The sequence below is a fragment of the Dyadobacter sp. CY347 genome (genome assembly GCF_021502655.1).
Classification (GTDB): domain Bacteria; phylum Bacteroidota; class Bacteroidia; order Cytophagales; family Spirosomataceae; genus Dyadobacter.
In genome coordinates this window covers 1,608,804-1,626,159 of the sequence record NZ_JAKFFT010000002.1, presented here as the reverse complement: position 1 = coordinate 1,626,159, position 17,356 = coordinate 1,608,804, and the positions used below count along the sequence as shown (strand labels likewise).

22 protein-coding genes and 1 pseudogene are annotated in these 17,356 nt (G+C 42.5%); 5 read left to right on the top strand and 18 right to left on the bottom strand.

Annotated features, from left to right (window positions below):
* Nucleotides 1–247: 247 nt before the first annotated feature.
* Nucleotides 248–421, bottom strand: coding sequence for a hypothetical protein (locus L0659_RS07695; RefSeq protein WP_235125187.1), 174 nt, complete (start codon nucleotides 419–421; stop codon nucleotides 248–250).
* Nucleotides 393–578, bottom strand: a complete 186-nt coding sequence (locus L0659_RS26495) for a DUF5712 family protein (protein ID WP_409018829.1) — start codon at nucleotides 576–578, stop codon at nucleotides 393–395. The genes L0659_RS07695 and L0659_RS26495 overlap by 29 nt, the downstream gene beginning before the upstream one ends.
* Nucleotides 579–714: 136 nt before the next feature.
* Here L0659_RS26495 and L0659_RS07690 point away from each other — a divergent pair, with 136 nt between their 5' ends.
* Entirely contained in the window at nucleotides 715–1,332 is a 618-nt protein-coding gene (locus L0659_RS07690; protein WP_235125185.1) for a recombinase family protein, read from the top strand.
* Nucleotides 1,333–1,355: 23 nt separating this feature from the next.
* Here L0659_RS07690 and L0659_RS07685 read toward each other — a convergent pair whose 3' ends face one another.
* Together L0659_RS07685 and L0659_RS07680 are read right to left on the bottom strand one after the other, a co-directional pair.
* Nucleotides 1,356–2,012 (bottom strand): SdpI family protein, encoded by a 657-nt coding sequence (locus L0659_RS07685; protein WP_235125184.1) that lies wholly within the window; start codon nucleotides 2,010–2,012, stop codon nucleotides 1,356–1,358.
* Between the two features lie 6 nt (nucleotides 2,013–2,018).
* Nucleotides 2,019–2,270 carry an autorepressor SdpR family transcription factor gene (locus L0659_RS07680; protein WP_235125183.1) on the bottom strand — a complete coding sequence of 84 codons (252 nt, stop codon included), beginning with the start codon at nucleotides 2,268–2,270 and terminating at the stop codon, nucleotides 2,019–2,021.
* A gap of 656 nt (nucleotides 2,271–2,926) precedes the next feature.
* On the opposite strand from L0659_RS07680, the pseudogene L0659_RS07675 reads away from it, so the two are divergent.
* Both L0659_RS07675 and L0659_RS07670 read left to right on the top strand, forming a co-directional pair.
* A pseudogene (locus L0659_RS07675) lies at nucleotides 2,927–3,406 on the top strand (Crp/Fnr family transcriptional regulator); the annotation flags it as partial.
* Nucleotides 3,407–3,526: 120 nt separating this feature from the next.
* Nucleotides 3,527–3,955 (top strand): ester cyclase, encoded by a 429-nt coding sequence (locus L0659_RS07670; RefSeq protein WP_235125182.1) that lies wholly within the window; start codon nucleotides 3,527–3,529, stop codon nucleotides 3,953–3,955.
* 135 nt (nucleotides 3,956–4,090) lie between these two features.
* Here the strand turns inward: L0659_RS07670 and L0659_RS07665 are convergent, their stop codons facing one another.
* From L0659_RS07665 to L0659_RS07650, 4 genes are all read right to left on the bottom strand, one after another.
* Nucleotides 4,091–4,525, bottom strand: coding sequence for a response regulator (locus L0659_RS07665; RefSeq protein ID WP_235125181.1), 435 nt, complete (start codon nucleotides 4,523–4,525; stop codon nucleotides 4,091–4,093).
* 48 nt (nucleotides 4,526–4,573) lie between these two features.
* Nucleotides 4,574–5,593: a chemotaxis protein CheB gene (locus tag L0659_RS07660; RefSeq protein ID WP_235125180.1), complete on the bottom strand. Its 1,020-nt coding sequence runs from the start codon at nucleotides 5,591–5,593 to the stop codon at nucleotides 4,574–4,576.
* Between the two features lie 68 nt (nucleotides 5,594–5,661).
* Nucleotides 5,662–7,122, bottom strand: a complete 1,461-nt coding sequence (locus tag L0659_RS07655) for an ATP-binding protein (protein ID WP_235125179.1) — start codon at nucleotides 7,120–7,122, stop codon at nucleotides 5,662–5,664.
* Nucleotides 7,116–8,846 (bottom strand): chemotaxis protein CheB, encoded by a 1,731-nt coding sequence (locus tag L0659_RS07650; RefSeq protein WP_235125177.1) that lies wholly within the window; start codon nucleotides 8,844–8,846, stop codon nucleotides 7,116–7,118. Before L0659_RS07650 ends, L0659_RS07655 begins: the two co-directional genes overlap by 7 nt.
* Nucleotides 8,847–9,080: 234 nt before the next feature.
* On the opposite strand from L0659_RS07650, the gene L0659_RS07645 reads away from it, so the two are divergent.
* The gene (locus L0659_RS07645; RefSeq protein WP_235125175.1) at nucleotides 9,081–9,503 is read left to right on the top strand and encodes a response regulator; all 423 of its coding nucleotides are present in this window, start codon (nucleotides 9,081–9,083) and stop codon (nucleotides 9,501–9,503) included.
* A 266-nt stretch (nucleotides 9,504–9,769) separates the two neighbouring features.
* On the opposite strand, the gene L0659_RS07640 is transcribed toward L0659_RS07645, so the two are convergent.
* From L0659_RS07640 to L0659_RS07620, 5 genes are all read right to left on the bottom strand, one after another.
* The gene (locus L0659_RS07640) at nucleotides 9,770–10,672 is read right to left on the bottom strand and encodes a manganese catalase family protein (RefSeq protein ID WP_235125173.1); all 903 of its coding nucleotides are present in this window, start codon (nucleotides 10,670–10,672) and stop codon (nucleotides 9,770–9,772) included.
* A gap of 340 nt (nucleotides 10,673–11,012) precedes the next feature.
* The gene (locus L0659_RS07635; RefSeq protein ID WP_235125172.1) at nucleotides 11,013–12,047 is read right to left on the bottom strand and encodes a fatty acid desaturase; all 1,035 of its coding nucleotides are present in this window, start codon (nucleotides 12,045–12,047) and stop codon (nucleotides 11,013–11,015) included.
* An 84-nt stretch (nucleotides 12,048–12,131) separates the two neighbouring features.
* Entirely contained in the window at nucleotides 12,132–12,608 is a 477-nt protein-coding gene (locus L0659_RS07630) for a hypothetical protein (RefSeq protein ID WP_235125171.1), read from the bottom strand.
* 48 nt (nucleotides 12,609–12,656) lie between these two features.
* Entirely contained in the window at nucleotides 12,657–13,088 is a 432-nt protein-coding gene (locus L0659_RS07625; protein WP_235125170.1) for a response regulator, read from the bottom strand.
* A gap of 16 nt (nucleotides 13,089–13,104) precedes the next feature.
* Nucleotides 13,105–13,284, bottom strand: a complete 180-nt coding sequence (locus L0659_RS07620; RefSeq protein ID WP_233796358.1) for a hypothetical protein — start codon at nucleotides 13,282–13,284, stop codon at nucleotides 13,105–13,107.
* A 504-nt stretch (nucleotides 13,285–13,788) separates the two neighbouring features.
* Here L0659_RS07620 and L0659_RS26490 point away from each other — a divergent pair.
* Entirely contained in the window at nucleotides 13,789–13,923 is a 135-nt protein-coding gene (locus L0659_RS26490) for a DUF4113 domain-containing protein (protein ID WP_409018810.1), read from the top strand.
* Nucleotides 13,924–14,241: 318 nt separating this feature from the next.
* Here L0659_RS26490 and L0659_RS07615 read toward each other — a convergent pair whose 3' ends face one another.
* From L0659_RS07615 to L0659_RS07600, 5 genes are all read right to left on the bottom strand, one after another.
* The gene (locus L0659_RS07615) at nucleotides 14,242–14,727 is read right to left on the bottom strand and encodes a YWFCY domain-containing protein (protein ID WP_255727009.1); all 486 of its coding nucleotides are present in this window, start codon (nucleotides 14,725–14,727) and stop codon (nucleotides 14,242–14,244) included.
* Between the two features lie 46 nt (nucleotides 14,728–14,773).
* On the bottom strand, nucleotides 14,774–14,905 hold the full coding sequence (locus L0659_RS26300; RefSeq protein WP_255727008.1) for a YWFCY domain-containing protein: 132 nt from the start codon (nucleotides 14,903–14,905) through the stop codon (nucleotides 14,774–14,776).
* 783 nt (nucleotides 14,906–15,688) lie between these two features.
* The gene (locus tag L0659_RS07610; RefSeq protein ID WP_235125169.1) at nucleotides 15,689–16,210 is read right to left on the bottom strand and encodes a relaxase/mobilization nuclease domain-containing protein; all 522 of its coding nucleotides are present in this window, start codon (nucleotides 16,208–16,210) and stop codon (nucleotides 15,689–15,691) included.
* On the bottom strand, nucleotides 16,195–16,587 hold the full coding sequence (locus L0659_RS07605) for a plasmid mobilization protein (protein ID WP_235125168.1): 393 nt from the start codon (nucleotides 16,585–16,587) through the stop codon (nucleotides 16,195–16,197). The genes L0659_RS07610 and L0659_RS07605 overlap by 16 nt, the downstream gene beginning before the upstream one ends.
* A gap of 182 nt (nucleotides 16,588–16,769) precedes the next feature.
* The gene (locus L0659_RS07600; protein ID WP_235125167.1) at nucleotides 16,770–17,270 is read right to left on the bottom strand and encodes a toprim domain-containing protein; all 501 of its coding nucleotides are present in this window, start codon (nucleotides 17,268–17,270) and stop codon (nucleotides 16,770–16,772) included.
* Nucleotides 17,271–17,356 lie beyond the last annotated feature (86 nt).

Below are 17,356 nucleotides of genomic sequence, written 5' to 3'. Positions count from 1 at the left end.
GGCAAAGCTCAGAAATGCTTAGTCGTATCCAGTACCGGTGGCTGTCCATGATAAGGCCAAGTACAAACGGTAGCCGGGCGTTCATCGTATTTCTCGTGCTAAGCATTAATAATGAAATGGAGTTCGGTGGATAAACCTCCTTCGTCTTTTTAATCTCTTCCCATTTAATATTGGAACTTCCTTTATTGAAAATTTTATCGAAAAATCCCATTTCTTTGATTTTAGTGTTCGCTGTTAGCTGAATAATTCACACCCCAAATCCAAATCCTCTTTTTTTCTCTTGCTCCTGCTTGGATCTAGTTTCAGGCAGCTGCGCCAGCTCCTTCTTTTCCCCTTTGTTCAGCTGCAAAGCCTGGCTCTGCTCATTGGCTTGTTTGGCCTGGTGATTTTGCTCAGCCACAATCATATCGGCCCGCTGCATAGCAGTCCCCGTTAAGCATCACCTTCCGGTATTGGAACGTTTCAGCCAGCTGACGTTCATAGCCAAACGTTCGGTCAAAAGCTTTCTCACAGCGCTCCGTAAAATCTAGCCGGTTAAAATGCCCGAATTTACTTAATAAGAATTGCTTCTGATCGATGCATAAAATTGGAAAATTATTATAAAATAAATGTTCATATAAATGGTAAGGATAATTTAGCGAAAGGGCTTTAATATTACATTGCTATTATTATAAAATAAATCTGATAATCAGGTTTTCATCTAATCACTCAAAAATGCCTCGAAATATTGCCTATTTACGTGTCTCAACCCTGGATCAAGACCTCGAAAAGAACAAAGCCGACATACTGCACTTGGCCAATGAGAAAAATTTAGGAAAAGTAGAGTTTGTGCAAGAAAAGGTCTCCGGAAAAGTTTCCTGGCGTAACCGCAAAATCGGTCCGATCCTGGACGAGCTTAAAAAAGGAGATGTGATTTTACTGAGCGAATTTTCTCGACTTGGAAGATCTATGCTTGAAGTAATGGAAATCATATCGATCGCCATGCAGAAAGGTATCCGGATCTATACTGTAAAAGGAGCCTGGCAACTTGACGACTCGATCCAGAGTAAAGTAATGGCCATGGTTTTTGCCATGGCATCGGAGATTGAAAGGGACCTGATCAGTAAGCGCACAAAGGAGTCATTAGCCGCCAAGAAACTTTCTGGGATAAAGCTAGGTAGGCCGACTGGCCCTGGTAAAAGTAAACTTGATGAATTCAGACCAGAGATCGAAGCCTTGCTTCTCAGTGGTTCGAGTCAGAAGTACATTGCAGACCGTTACCGAGTAACAGAAGCAACTTTATCCAACTGGATTAAAAAAAATAGTGTTAAAAGATATAGGAAAGTAGCTTAGTTCAGAAGGGCAGTCTTCACCAGTTACACAATCTCTTTACTGATCCTTTTATAACACGTGTAGGAGTAAACGACTGGAATCACTGTGATTACGGCTGCAACTACCAGAAGTATCTTAATGGCAACAGCATGCTCAAAGAATAAGCTACAGATGACAACAACAATTCCTCCAATGAACCAATACTTGCCAGCCATACGATGCGTCTTCTCCCACACAATATCACTTTTTAGTGTCCATGGTGTTTTAATGCCAATGTAAAGGTTGCGTTTCAGAACCGGGAAGTAATTTCCGAAAACAGCGAATAATAGCCCTACTAAACCAGGTAATATAGATGGCAAATAAATGGTCTGCTCCTTCACAACAAATAAAATGTAACTAGCAAGTACAGAGGTCATTAGGACTATCGAAAACTTTAATCTGTCATATTTTAGTCCCATCTTGTTTAGCTGCCCTTTGCCCGTAAACACAGGCGCAACCAGAAATATGACATAAGTTAAAAAAGGTAATGCGAGAGGGATCATCCATAATCCTGCCTTATTTCCGAATCGGTCAGCTTTGCCATCTATATTCCAGTGCATTGGAACGACTTGAGGGAGATTTTCCCAGATCATCATGAGATAAATGAAAGGCAGGGCAACAATAAGGACGTTCCAGATTTCTCTTTTAATCGTGATCTTCATATTTTATCATTTAAAGGTTAAAATCCATTGCAAAAGATCATCCATGATAGTGGTGTTAAGGGAGTAAACTACAAATTGACCTTTCTTTTCACTTCTCACTAAATCTGCCTTTTTAAGAATGTCCAAATGGTGAGAAATACTGGGCTTAGATATGTTGAAAAGTTCTGCAATATCCCCAGCTGACATGTCCTGCCTTTTGAGGTTATTTAGAATCTCACGACGGGTTTCATCATTCAGTGCCTTAAAAAGCTCATTCATATTTAGATATTTAGACAAATATCTAAATATTTTTCTGGGAAATTACTTTTTAGTAAAGTTTCTTGATCAATTATTATCGAATGACGTTAATGAGACAGCTTTTTGTGCCTGTGCCATATATGGGAGGCAATTACTCTCAGATATATCCTCCCTTTTAACGACTGTTTGAATGAACCCGGATGTGCAAAATATCTTTGTTAAAACAGCGCAAAACAATTCTAAAATTCACAAAATAGTAAGAAAATCAAATGGTGTTGAGAGTACAGAAAAACCACCGGATAATTGCACGAAGGTTGGATATAGATGAAATCTATCTTACGCGATTGATCATTTGATGATTGTTTTACAGCGCCTCGAATTTAACCCACACAATCTTGTCGCTCTCAACCCCGCACGACCGGCGAAACACTAGTTACCCACCGAAACGGTACTTGACTGAATTGCATTTCATCATGCTTCTGTCTTTTTCATTTACCATTAAATCTAGTATCCGAATAAATCGTCTTACCGTAAGCATGCATTACTTTTGAATTCAAATCACGCTTATAGTTTTTAATGGATACCTCACTGCTAGTCAGCAAATTTCTCGAAATTCAGAATTTTCCAGAATCAGACCTACAAAAATTAGTGCCTTACTTTGAAGAAAGAATTGTAAAAAAAATGAACTGATATTTCAGGCAGGCGATGTAGTCGACAGTACTTTTTTTGTCCAAAAAGGTATCCTACGCCAGTACTTCATTACACCAGAAAACAAAGAGAGGACTGTTTACTTTGTCCAAGAGGGTAATTTTGCGGGAGAAGTCATGAGTTTCCTTTATCAAACCCCATCCGAATTTCACTTTCAGGCCCTGGAAGATTCAGTCATATTTGCTTTAGACCGGCAAAGATGGGAACTTGCCTTTACGACGATCCCGGCATTGGCCTTACATCAGTTGAAGTTGCATGCCCGGTTTATTTTTGATCTGAAACATAAAATCGCAAGTGCCGGTAAAGAAACACCTGATGAAAAGTACAAAAAGTTAGTTAGGGAAATTCCGGCCCTGTTGCAAAGAGTCCCACTCTTTCATATTGCTATATATCTGGGAATTGCCCCTGAAACGCTGAGCCGGATCAGAAAAAGAAATATTCATTGTTGAGTATTTATTGATTTGAATCAAGTGATGCGGCTATCACTATTTCGTTTCTTTACTGCTAAATCATATTCGTAATTTTTGCAAGCATATACTGAACCCTTTTACGTAACCAAACAGCAACCCATGAGCTTGGAAGAAAACAAAAAATTTATGACTGGCTTCATAGAGGAAGTCATAAATAACAAAAATCTGGATTCCACCAATGATCTTGTATTTGAAGATTTTATCGAACATCTTCCGTTTCCAGGGCAAGGACCAGGCAGAGAAGGATTAAAGTTCGCACTCAATTCGATGTTTACCGGATTCCCGGATATGCATTGGAGCGTAAATGAACAAATCGCAGAAGGCGAAAAGGTTGTAACCAGGTTTACCTGGACAGGAACGCATCAAGGGGACTTTATGGGCATCCCCTCAACCAATAAGCAAGTTGAAGTTTGGGGCGTAGTAATTGATGTTGTCAGCAATAACTTGTTTTCTGAAAGCCGGATCATTATGGATACTGTTGGATTGTTACAACAATTAGGAGTGATGCCCGGACCAACCAGGGAGTAGTTGCCTTTCACTGAACTTTAAAGTGGGTATTTATTTTTCAAATACCCACTTCTCTACTCCCGGTTTCTTAAACTATCAATTAGCGTAGCTACCGCCAGGGCAGGATCTTGACGTGCTATATACCTTATCACATTATTACTGAGCATTTTTAATATAGTTAGGTGATTCACATTCTTGCCAGTACTCTACAATTTTTACTATCATTTTTTTTAATCTATCATAATTACCTGGTTTGATAAAAAATCCCTGGATCGACCTTGAATACGCCTCGATGACATGCTTTTGTTCGGCACTTGTAGAAAAGAAAAGATATGGGATTGATTTGAGTCTTAAATCCTCGTTATTATGAATTTTTTCATACAACTCCATCCCATTTAATTTTGGCATGTTGATGTCAGAAAGAACAAGAAAGGGTTCAATATTTATGTGTGTCAAGTACTCCAAAGCTTGCACGCCATCTGCAAAGAAAACCAGCTCATTCTCATAATTAAGTTCTTTGAAAATTTCAGACAGGATATCCTGATCGTCCATGTCGTCTTCTATGATTACTATGGGTCCCTTTTTATTCATAACCATTACTGTTTTTATGTTTGATAAGATACTGAAAAAAAGTGAGCATCAATTGGGTGTATCCTGAGCAGTCCCTTTGTCATCTGCAAGCAGGATAGCCTTGATCCTGTCAATGTGTACTTGGGAAAGCTGTGCCCTTTCGAGAGCTGATTTTTTGATTGCCCCGGTTTGCTCTTTTGCAAACGTTGTTAAAAGGTTTCTTCTTTCTTCAAACATCCGAAGGGCTGTCCACATCGTCTCTTCAATCTTCAAAGTTTGCTCAGCAATCAAGGCCTGCGCGGTATAGGCATGACCGGTATGACAGCGGTAGCGTGTCAGGGGGCCTTTGTCCACTTTCCATAAAACACCGCCACAGCCTGGGCAATTGAAAGGCACCTGATCCCCCAGCGAATTGACGGCCGGCAAATCGCTGAGTACGCGTTTGGCAATTTTTGCTTCGGTCAATATATCCTTTGGGATGGGCCCGCTTGTTTCCGGTTTTGTTGCCAGGAGCTGATACAGCAACCCGCCCATTTCCATAAGGGGCAAACAAAAATCAACGTCAACTTGTTTGATCGCATTGGCAGGCATATCGGGGTATTCTGCATCTGAGGGGTCTTGAACTATACATGTTCCGCCGCACCGCTTGATAGCAATCATCCCGGCCGTTCCATCATCCAGGTAACCCGTGAGCAAGATTCCAATCACATTGCTGCCGAAAACAACAGCAGCAGAGCGGAACAATGGATCAATCGCAGGCCGGGAGCGGTTTTCCTGCGCGCCCTTGGTAACCAGGATCTTTTGGTCATCACCAATCATTAGATGGTGATCAGAAGGTGCCAGGTATAAATGGCCATTTTTAAGGATATCCCCATTTATTGCATGCTGACAATGAATATTGGTTTGCTTGTTAAGCACGTCCAAAAGAACGCTGCCCGTAGCATCAGCTGAAATATGCTGGACAACCAGGATAGGCGCTAGAAAGTTTTCTTGCAGCTGGTTGATCAATGTTTTCAGTGCATTCAGGCCACCGGAAGACGTGCCAATGACGACAACCTTTCCAGGTAAGGCTTTTTTGTTTTTTGCCATAGTAATTTGGTGATGGAACGTGGACAATCTGGGTAAGCCACTTAACAGTAGCACGCATTGGCTATCTATTATTGTAGCCCGGCTATCGGAAAATAGATCATAAATTTGCTTCCCTTGCCAGGCGTGCTTTCAACGCGGACACTGCCACCGGAAGCATCGATTATTTTTCTAGCTAGATAAAGCCCGATCCCCTGGCCTTCATGGTCAGTTTGGAGCCTATGATACTTATGAAAGATTTTATCAATATCATTTTCGGCCATCCCACTCCCATTATCCTGGACTGTCAGCGCAGTGAATTCGCCTACCGTAGCAGTCTGGATGGTGACAACAGGTGTATGTTCTGATCGGTACTTGATCGCGTTTGACACCAGGTTGAATAAGATGCTTCGCAAATTCTTTTTAGAAAAGAGTATTTGACCTACTTTAAAATCGCTTGTAATTACCGCTCCGGTCTGCCTAATCTTGTCCCCCAGGCTCCATAGTATACTGTCCAGGATTTCATTCAGCTCTACCATCTCGGTCAAAATGGCTTCGTCTTCAATTCTGGCAACTCTGCCGATGTCCTTGACCAGGCCCTGGAACTTATTGACTGAATAGCCAATAATATCTAGAATCGGTCTCAGCTCTTGATCATCTGCCCGCATTTCAGTTAATAACCCGACACTTACACCTATATTACTCAGTGGTCCAAGTAAGTCATGAGATGCAGTATGTACAAAATTGTCCAGGTCGCCGTTTATGCGGGTCAGGATTTCATTCTTCTTGTCCAGCTGGTGTTGTATCTCTTTTAGGCCGGTAATATCATTGAAAGTAATGATTGCGCCGGTCCTTTTATTGCTGACCTGCTGGATATAGGCCATAGTCATGACCTGATACCACTTACCGTCATTGGCCTGGATTTCACGGGTAATGGAATAACCGTTTTCCAGGACATGATTAATGTCCTCAGAGAGGGTTTCAAACCTGAAATTAGTGGAAATATTACTGATAGGCCTCCCTATGTCGCTTTCCAGCAAGTTAATGTGCCTGTCCGTCCCTGGGGAAAACCGCAGTAGGCGAAGGTCCGAGCTGATAAAGAGCTGGCCATTGATATTGCTTTTGAAGTAATTGTTCAGATCATCGTTAAGCTCTATTAGCTCCTGGTTTTTTAACTTGTAATCCGCATTGATTGTATGCAGCTCTTCATTGATGGACTGCATCTCCTCGTTGGTACTCTGCATCTCCTCGTTGGCTGAGAGCAGCTCTTCATTAAAGGACTGCATATTCTCGTTGAGTGCAAACAACTTTTCGCTGGATGCGGCCAGTTGCTCTTTCTGGTCTTTGTTTTCTTGCTCTAAAAACCTGGTATAATCGTCCAGATATAGCTTCTCGTCAAACTGCATGGCACCTGTCGGCAAGCCGGCAACTTCATCCTCGGTGAACTGTACAATAAAGAACCCATTTGGCCGACCTTTGAAGACCATCGGGCTAACTGAAAGGTTTACTTGGATTGTCTGCTGTCCTTGCTGGATCACCACCCCTGTTACCACTGATTTTTATGGGTTTCACTAACCTTTTTGCGAGCTGTCTTGAAGGCAATGTTTAATGGGCCCGGCAGAAGTTCTGTCAGATCCGAGGTCAAAATCTTTTGGGTAAGGAACCTATCGGTAGGACCATAAGATTTAAGCACCTTATTGTTTTCATCAACACAAATAAGCAGGCGCTGGTCTTCATTAAGTACCGTTTCATGGATTGCGCCATCCAGGGTACGGTCGGGGGTTTTATTTGTTTCCGGCTGAGAAACCGCTAAGCTGGCCGGCTTATGGTATGTATATTCCGGCACGGTAAACGTTTCAAAGTTTACCGAAGGGACTGCATCCAGTTTCTTATAGATCTTTGCATTTTTATCAATGACTTTAAGGCTTTTCAATATGGGCGAGGGGTTCTCACTGGACCCTAAAAACAAACAGCCTTCGGATTTAAGCCCAAAAAGGAGCATGTGATAAATTTTCTGTTGCAGCGTCGGCGTCATATAGATCAGCAAATTGCGGCAGCTGATCAGGTGCATATTACAGTAAGGCGGGTTTTTTACCAGATCGTGCCTGGAAAAGATGACCATCTTCCGTAAGGCAGCACTTACCTTGTAATCTTCCCCTTGCTGCACAAAGTACCTTTCCAGGTAAGGTTGTGGCATCTTGGAAACCACGGCAGCAGTGTAGATGCCTTTACCACCATGCGTGAGGGCAGCGCTGTCAATATCGGTAGCGAAGATTTTTACTTCATGGTCCTGGATCTTGTCTCCCAAAAGCTCGCGCAAAAGGATTGCCATCGAATAGGCTTCTTCGCCAGTAGCACAGCCCGTAACCCATATTCGGATTTCCTGGCCAGTGGAAAGACTTTTAATGATGGAGGGTAGAATGCGTTTTTCCAGCGCATCAAATGCTTCGGTGTCCCTGAAAAAAGCGGTCACGCTGATAAGGAAATCTTTGGCAAGCGCGTCTATTTCATTGGGGGAACCTTTGGCGAATTCCAGGTAGTTTTCGAGCTGCTCAAAGTTATTATAGGCAGCCCTTCTTTTGATCCGGCGCAGAATAGTAGACTGCTTGTAATCTGAGAAATCCAGTGGAAGCTGCTGGCTAATAAGCTCAATCAAACTGGCCATGTTCTCTTCATCCGAAATATTGGCCGCCAGTAAATCAATTTCCCGCTGGACGTAATCTTGAATGGTAGCAGGCATGGCTTGGGGCTCGACAATAAAATCTACCATTCCCGTTGCAACCGCATTGGAAGGCATGCTGTTGAATTCAGTGGTATCCGGATTTCGGGCGATTACTATCCCGCCTGCCTTTTTGATGGCTTTCACGCCATCGCTGCCATCAGAGCCTAGGCCCGACAGGATAACGCCAATCGCTTTGGGACCAAAGTCAGAAGCAAGGGAAGATAAGAAGGTGTTGATGGTCATGTGCGGGCTACGCACACTGGATTTATCATTTAAATGTAAATGCCCCCTTTCAATGGTCATAAATTTATCTCCGGGGATCACATAGACAAAATTAGAGCGCAAGTCCATGCCTTCTACCGCCTGAACCATGGCCAGCTTGCTGTACCGGGACAAGACTTCTGCCAACCTGCTTTCATAATCAGCAGATAAATGCTGGACTACAACATAGGCGACGCCATCCAGGGGTGTATTTTCAAAAAAGGCAACCAGCTCATCAAGGCCCCCGGCCGATGCGCCGATGGCAACAATATGATGTGGTTCAATTGAATTCATTAAAAAGGTTAGGTAAGGTACAGGATGCGGGCTGTAAGTGCCCCATTTCCAAATAATTGTTGCTTAATTTAAAGAAAGTTATTGAGGGTAGCACAGTATTTAACATTAAAGGAATCAAGCGGTGACTTACCACTCGCCTATTTAAATGTTACTTTTTGTAAGTGTGATCTAAAAATGACAAGCTGCGTATATATGTTTGCATCTACTTTAAGCCTTAATTTCTGATACTACCAAATGGATAAAAATGGCCCAATTATCATCATAGAAGATGGTGCAGATGACCAGTATGTATTAGAAGAAGTTTTCAATGAGCTCGGGTACCCTAACCAAAGGATATATTTTTCAGATGGCCAGTCCGCATTGGATTACCTTTATTCAAGCCAAGAGCGACCTTTCATTATTATTTCAGATATCAACCTACCACAGCTAAATGGACTGGAGCTTAGAAGAAAGCTGCAGACCGATGCAGAACTTAGCCTTAAATGCATTCCCTACGTTTACTTTACCACTGCGATTAACCAGCAGGTAGTTATCGACGCATATAGCACATCTGCACAAGGCTTTTTTGTTAAGCCCGGTAAATTTGGTGAAATTAAAGAAACAATTAAAGTGATGATCGACTACTGGAAAAGGTGTGCAGCCCCAAATAACTTCTGATTGCAATACCCAAAAAACTTGGCTTTGTCTATCCAGCAAGTCTTTTGTAAAATAACCCGCTTAAGCAATTTACAACAATACCGGTAGCGCACGTCTTGATGACTTGGCCGTCTTAAAAACCGAAGTTTTAACAAAGTACACTTAGACTTCTTTATAAATATTCATTAGTAAAAGAGCTTTGTATATTTTTCAAAAAATAACGAGGTTACTTTTTGCAACCTCGTTATAACTAGACCCCTTTTATTTATTCTCGGATCTGGCACCATTTAGACTTTTATACCTAGCTTTTTGGCAATATCGGCAAACATTTCAGGATCAATGCCGTCTTCACCAGGTGAATTAAGTTGTGGCTCCTCCTCTAGGTCTGGCATTAGGTATCCTTCGGGGGAACCAAAAATCACCTCTAATGGCTGACCATCTTCCGGATGCGGCCCGTTAAAAATTAAGCCAGCAGTCTGATAGTCTTCTTTGCTAAACGTATATAGTTTGCGGTGTACACCATTCTCTTCGTATTTCCTGGTTTCCTTAAATGCCTTGTTGCTTAAATCGGGAACAGGAACAAGTTTCGTTACTGCTACACCCGTAAGCACTTCCAGTGCCCTGGCATATGCCACTACGTGTAGCCCGCCACGAACCAGTAAAAAACCGACCATTTCTCGTGCCGTAGGATCGGTGACCATTTCGTAAACGCGCATTTTGTTGGCACGGGCACCACATTCCAGGAAGAAATTGTGAAGTAAATCTAGCTTAAGGTTACCACTACTAAACACATTTTGTCCGGTCCACCAGTCACCCATAGAGTCCATCGGCAGCGACGCTTGTCCGCTGGATAAGAAATGGCGGGAAATGCGCGCATTGACGCTCTCATTCAATGGGCCAGGCTCAGGGTCAAAACCTCTTTTGGTTGTTCCCGTCAGAAGCAGATTGATTGCATAGGAAACGACTTCAATGTGGCTATACTCTTCACCTGCAATACTGGCTGTAACGTCGTAAAAAGGCTTTAAACGTTTCTTTCCCCTGAAATTGAACGACTGAAAAGTGTAGTTCATCAAAGTAGACATTTCTCCAAACTTGCCTCCTAGCAATTCCTGAAGAGCGGCGGCATCATTGGGTGATGGATTGTTGGGTGTTGGTAGCTCGATGGGCAACCTGTCCATTTTTAAAATCATAAACAGCGGAGTTTAGTGTACGATAAGTTTTTGAAAGTCAACGCCATACATAAAAACCGTGCCTAATTTGGATTACCTAACACTTATACGTATCCTAAGTATTCTGGAAAGATAAAATATATATAAATTTAAAATTTTTGACTTCCCCGATATCGGCAATCGCTTCCCCGATATTGAAAAATCAATTATTCATGTGATACTAAGAATAGATTTGCTGATTCACATTAACAAACGTTGTTTGAAATGTCAACTGTAGTCTTACTGTTCTAATCCTACCATAAATTCAGTTGAATTGAGCTCAGATGTATATAAGCAACGCATTAATGCTATGCGGAGCAAGTTAAACCTTTTGATTTTGCAAATATGGCGTATGGTATCGCTTTAAAAAATCCTGCTTTGAATCCTTGTAGCTGGTAACTGCGCCAATCATATACATAAATTTGATATAGTACCATGCTAAGTCAACCTGGTAAGGCTTAAAACCGCTACGTGCACTCTTGGGGTACAAATGGTGGTTATTATGCCATTCGCCTGCAACGATACCAGGCCAAACCTGGTTTATAGATTGATCTTTTGTGTTAAAGTCTACGCCGATAACTTGCAGATTCTTGCCTTTACCATGCCCTTCATAGTTAAACGTACGTACGCCAACGGCCCAAAAGCCGGCAGCACCAAAAAGGCAACAAGCCAGTGCATGCCCCCCAACAGCATAGAATAAAAAGTACCAAAACGACCAGTTTAGCAGCCAGGCAAAAAGTGCCTGACCTGGGGGCACGTAAGAGCCCCATTTTTGATATTGCTTGTAGGAATTGCCTTCAACGCCTGTATGTTTCATAAGCAGCCTTACACGGTTGTAATCCGCTTCACTCAGCTCTTTTGCAATGGGCTGATGGTTGACATCGGCCAGAAAGCAGTAAAGGAAACCAGCCCGTGCATTATAGGGATCGCCTGGCTGGTCAGATTTGGCATGATGGACATGATGGGAAATTGCATAGATCTCTTCTGGAATCATGCTGACAGTCAGATTTTGCGTGACAATCCGCCAGAATTTGTTGCGGAACTTATATGCGCCATGGGTACAATACCGGTGATGCCAAATCGTGCCGTGCGTGCCCATAATAATCATGCTATATACAAAGGCTGCGGCAAATAAGGGTAAGCTGATAAACTTAAAAAGAAATAGCATCAGTAATGGTATTGTGCACAGCACCTTGACCCAGCTCATTAAGGGAAGCCAGTTCCTGCGGTCTGCAAAGACATTCAACCTGGTAAAAAATTCCGTTAAAATCTGTCCTGCCTTTGGTTTGATCAGCTCACCTGCCTGATCAGACCACCCATATGATGGGGTTTGTAATACTCTATCAATAAATGCCATAAAGTTTTTTGATGTCCAATATTTCTGCGAAGCGGTGCCCTAGCAATTATCGATCCATCCGTGAGCATTTACTTTCTCTGAAAACTACAAAAGCATTGATCGCTTCCCATAAATGACAAGTGTATTCGGCGGTATGGTAAGCCGGACCGATTTTCCATTCCTAACCTCTATATTTAATTCCGCCGGGATTTGTCCAGGTCCTAACAAGCGGTACAGTTTTTCATCTTGGGCATACATGGCTTGATCTATTGTCACATACAATGCGGCTTGCTTACGCTGGTCCAAATTTATCGCACATAAGACTTCGCGATCAATTAATATTTGCGACCAGGCCAGAATGTATGGAAGATTGTCTGTGTGGGGTCTTTGTAAAGTAAATTCCCTTCCGTCCTCAGAGGTGGGCCGCCAGTGATGTGACCCTTCTTTAAGAGCTGGTTGCGATTCAATAAGCGACTGCAGTTTAGCCATTGCCAACGGGTTTTTTTGATAAACTTTCAAAAATTCTCGTATTGTCAACTTGATATCGGCCTGCGGCCATGTTGAATTGGTTGTTTTGTCCATTTGTAAGAGTAAACAGCTGGTGTAAGAATGATCCAGCATCAATTGTAATTAGCTCGTTAAGAGCAAATTCTGTATTTGACTGGTAAGCTGTTGTATCGACCCTGTCTTTTCGATAAACTGGTCCACCCCAATTCGGGATAGCTTGCTGCGGTATTCCGTCGGGATAGAAGAAGAATATGCCACAAGCCACGGCCCATCGAACTGTTTTAACTTTTTCAACTCTTCCAAACACTCGTCACCATCTATCCTGGGCAGCCTCAGATCGATGAAGACATAACCGGGAGGTGTTGACGTGTTTATTGAAAAATGTGCTATTGCAGATTCACAGTCTAAAAAGAACAGGCATTGCAATGGTTCATTAAGCTCGTTGATGGCTATTTTAAATATTTCATGATCGTCGGTATCATCGTCGATCATCACTAAAAGTTGCTTATTGCCCATATATTCAGATTGGTAAAAAAACGGCCCTTTTAAATCCATACCTGTTAATGGTCAGCTAATCCATGACTTTGATCTTGTAAAGCCGATACAGCATTTTTGTCAGCTGATCAATTTGAAGCTGCCATTTCAACCTATTTCCATTAAGGATTTGTTCATAGGCTTCTAACTCTTCAATACTTCTAAATTCAAGTTTATCCAAATTAGGTTTATCAAATCCGGGTATGTTTGGTCCCATTCTATTAAGAATAATTCAAAGCCGGAGCCAAGTAAAAAAATTATTCCTGATAGTGGAAACCACTGTAATCAGGGTAACCTGGAGGCTTCCAGGGAACTATCACCAGAGCTCAGATGAAACAATCAACCCCTTCAACCAGATACCATTCTTTCAACAATGAGAGATTATCCTTAGTACAAGACCGAATTTTGGCCCTGCATATTAGAAATAGCGACAATTTCGAACGATTGGTTGTTTTGCAAGAAAAGAATATCCGGATTGTGGAGTGGATTAAGGAAGTTGCACGGATTTTAGATCAATTATCAGTAAAGCTAAATGGGAAAGATTACAGTTAAACGTGTCACATATTTCATTGATTAAACTAATAAGGGCTCTCACAGCTTGCAAATACTATATCAACAGTCAAGGAGAATAGTTCGTTTAAACCACGGTATTTGTGAACCACCCGAAAATTCAGTAACGACTAAGAGGCCCGAAGACACTCATCCTCGTCACGGGCACTAAATGGCGTTCGTCGATAAGCTTGACAAATCTATAAGGCAAAACAAGGTGCTGCTAGCAAGTCAAGACTTGACTACACGTCGAAGAATGAAGCAGGAAACATTATCGCCGCGATACATACAGCACCGTATGCAATAGATCAGATAACAGCTTTTATAAAGTTGATGGATGATTCGACAAAGAAATCGCCTTGGCGTTTGATCCACTATCGATTCAATTCTATTAAAATAGTACGTGCTGATTCCACTGCATCATTAATGTTAGGCATACTCTCAGGATTTAAAGGGTTGCATCTATGGCTACGCGATAGGTCATCGAAATAGAACGTATAGAAAGCCGGCTCGACTGGAAAATTGGATTTGTTTTTCAACCAGGCATTTTATGCTAGCAGGGTCAAATCGCTGTATTTGAATTCATAAACGCACATCGAAAAACCTTTCTCAATGTGCTGAGTGATCACATGTCGAAAGATAAAAATGTCTTCCCGGATCCCGGAGATCCGCTCACCAGCACCCCACGAAAAGGATTAATGATATTGATCCAGCTCTGCCGCGTTTTGCCCTTGTAACGGTATTCCGCTGGAAGAGCGATCAAGTATTCGTTTTCCAGAAGTTGTTCAAATTGAGGGAAACTTTCGTTGTCTTTGTTAAAGATGTCGTTACTGAAACGAGCGGTTATCAATCTGTAAAACTGGCTCCCCCCGGACAATATCAGTAGGAAACCAATTGACGTAATTACCATATACAGGGCTGATCTAAATTGCTCTTCGACTGATGTTTCCAGAATAAAAACACTTAAAAAATAGATTATGAGCCCGGTCAAAACACTGATCCAGGCAGGTTTTATCCGTATATCTTCGCCCTTTTTACCTTTCACCCCGACCAGTGAAATGGTTAAGAAAATGATTGTCACAATCTTCGTTTTACTGAACGAAGAGAACAACCCTGCGGCAAAATTTTATCCAAAATCCGGTCTGAAATTAAAGATGTCAGGTGCCATTTTGGAATGCCTGGTAACAGAAATAATAAAAGTGCAATGCGAGGACCAGGATACTGATCAAGCGGGTCATGTCGGCTATTCTGCGAAGGCTTATCTCATTTTCGCCGGTATTCGATGCCATAATAAAACAGATTTAAAGCGATCGAGAGAACTCTTTTTTCTTTCTACGTTTACTTCCACGAAGGTCAGCTGGTGTAAAACCATCTTGTTTGACAGGATCAAATAGCAACTCCTCACCATTGGCAAGTCTGGCGTCATTGCTCTGCTGAGGAGTTGCTAACAACTAGCTTTTTGATGTGGCTGACTGTCCATTACTTACCATTGGATGCTCTTGTTTTTGCGTATTTGATAGCCTGTTAGCCATCGCTGTATCAATAGCCACACAGCGCTCCTGGATGTCTTTTGCACTATAATTTCTACCAAGAGAACTTCCGTTAAAAACTACTTTCGAGCGGTGATCAACGTAAGTAATTCCATAGATCAGCGCACTATCATTCTTTCGGAGAACCGTGTCGATTCCATCAAGTTCGAGAATATTAATGAGCCGATCAAGTGTCACATTCGTCTTTCCGTACAACGTGAAATCAATCGCGTTTTTGACTCTTAGCCTGTCTGTTTGCCGCAGTTGCTCATTAATTTCAAACCGGGTTTGCAGGTATTTTAATGCCGGCTTTTGGTGAAAGTCGCTAGCCTTAATGGGAACTCCAACATGTTCCCCCTTCGCATTAAGCAGCCCGTAATGAAGCCCCCCTTTCTAATTAGTCCTGGACTTTTCATTTCCACGATCTGCCGCCACATTGTAGCGGTTCAAAACCGCATTTAACTCGGGGATTGAAGTGAATTTATACTTATCGACAACTCCAGAAAGTACATTTGAAATGGCCCTATTGGTCGCAACCTTACCCTAGCTTGCATTAACCATCGCAGGCTTCAAATGCTCGGATTGCTGTTGTTTTTTGCTCGATGCCTTTACCAAATAAAACTCATTTTCAATCTCTTTTCGCGCCCTTTCTGATTGGTTCCGTCCGATGTTCTGCGTTTCAATTCGCCTACCGGTTGCATCAACTTTTACGCTCACTAAATGGATGTGCGGATGTCCGCTATCGTAATGTTGGTACACCAAGTAAGGCTGATTGCCAAAGCCAATCTTCTCCATGTAAGCTTGCGAGATCTCCGCCAGAAGTGCTTTCGAATGCTGCTCAGAAGGGTCAAGGTTTAGAGATATATGGACGCTGTTTCGAACCACATTTGTGTTCAATGCAGCCAGTTTCAAAAGCATATTCAAATGCTCCTGCTCCGTCAAATTTGTTGCATCGTCCGGGTAGTCTCCGGCCATGATGCACTCTGCAACTCCCTCTTTTAACTTGTTCTCGTTGTAGTAAAAAGTACTGCGGATGGACGTTCCGGTCTTTATGATCGCAACCATATCTTCGCGGCTTTACCGATGTAAATATTGATCTCCTCCGCCAGCTCGACAAACTGATTTTTGTCGTTCTCGTAGGCATCCAACCAACTGCGAAAGTCGGCGATTTGGGACAAGGCATGTAGCCGTTTGACGGCTTGATTTAGGTTATTACCAGCAGCGGTCAGTTCGCGTCTGAGACGGGTCAACTCGACCATCGTTTCATCAAATGACTGGTTTCGATGGTTGATAACGATGGGCTCAGAAAGCAGGATCTTCCTTGCGTACTCACTCGTTTTTCTGCATGTTGTCCTTTGTACTTTTCGAAGAAGCTGCTGAAACTCTTTAGGCGTTAAGCGGACATTCAGCATCTTGGTTCTATTGTTTTTGTCTTTCTTCATCACACTAGCATTTTCACATTTCGACATTCATTTTTATTCAATCCCGCCCACGACTCCGGAGTGTTTAGGCGGCCAGATCCTTAGTTTGTAAAACAAACTGACATCTGGCCGATTGCGGGTAAGAGGCAATCCACCCAGACTTTTTCTAGTCTGGATCATAAAAACTTGATAGGTCTGACTAGTTATTTATTTCGCCCGGCCGCTCCACCAGCAAACCATTCATTGAAATCCTTACAGCCAGTATACATTCCACTGGCATCATTGTATTTTTCACTGATGTCCTTTGCCATCGAAGTGCACCTAACACCCGCAGCATCCCGATCAAAATATACGTCGATGTGATAGTGGCTTTCCAGAAAAGGCCGTGCGCGATCGAAGAGAGAGATGGAGTTCAGGATGACGTAATTCTCGGGCTGCTCAGCCATCTTTGTCATCAAGGTTTTGTAGGTCAGAAAATCGAACATGCCCTCAAACACCGAGACTGACGGAGCACCGACATTGATTGTAGTAATATCCTTCGGACTGCTTGCCAACTTCGAGTAAGAATTCCGTAGGTCATAACCACCAGAATTGTTGAGCAAGCCAATTGCAAAATACCTTCGGTCCCCGATCTGGTAGTTAACCTGTCGACAGTATTGCCTGGCGATATCAGGTGAAACAGATCTTGAAACTATGTAGTCCAAAAGTGTTTTACTGGTGAGCTGCCCGGTATACAAAACTTGTATGGGGCAATTTGCAGCAGCCTTCTCTGTTGAACGTACAAGAATCT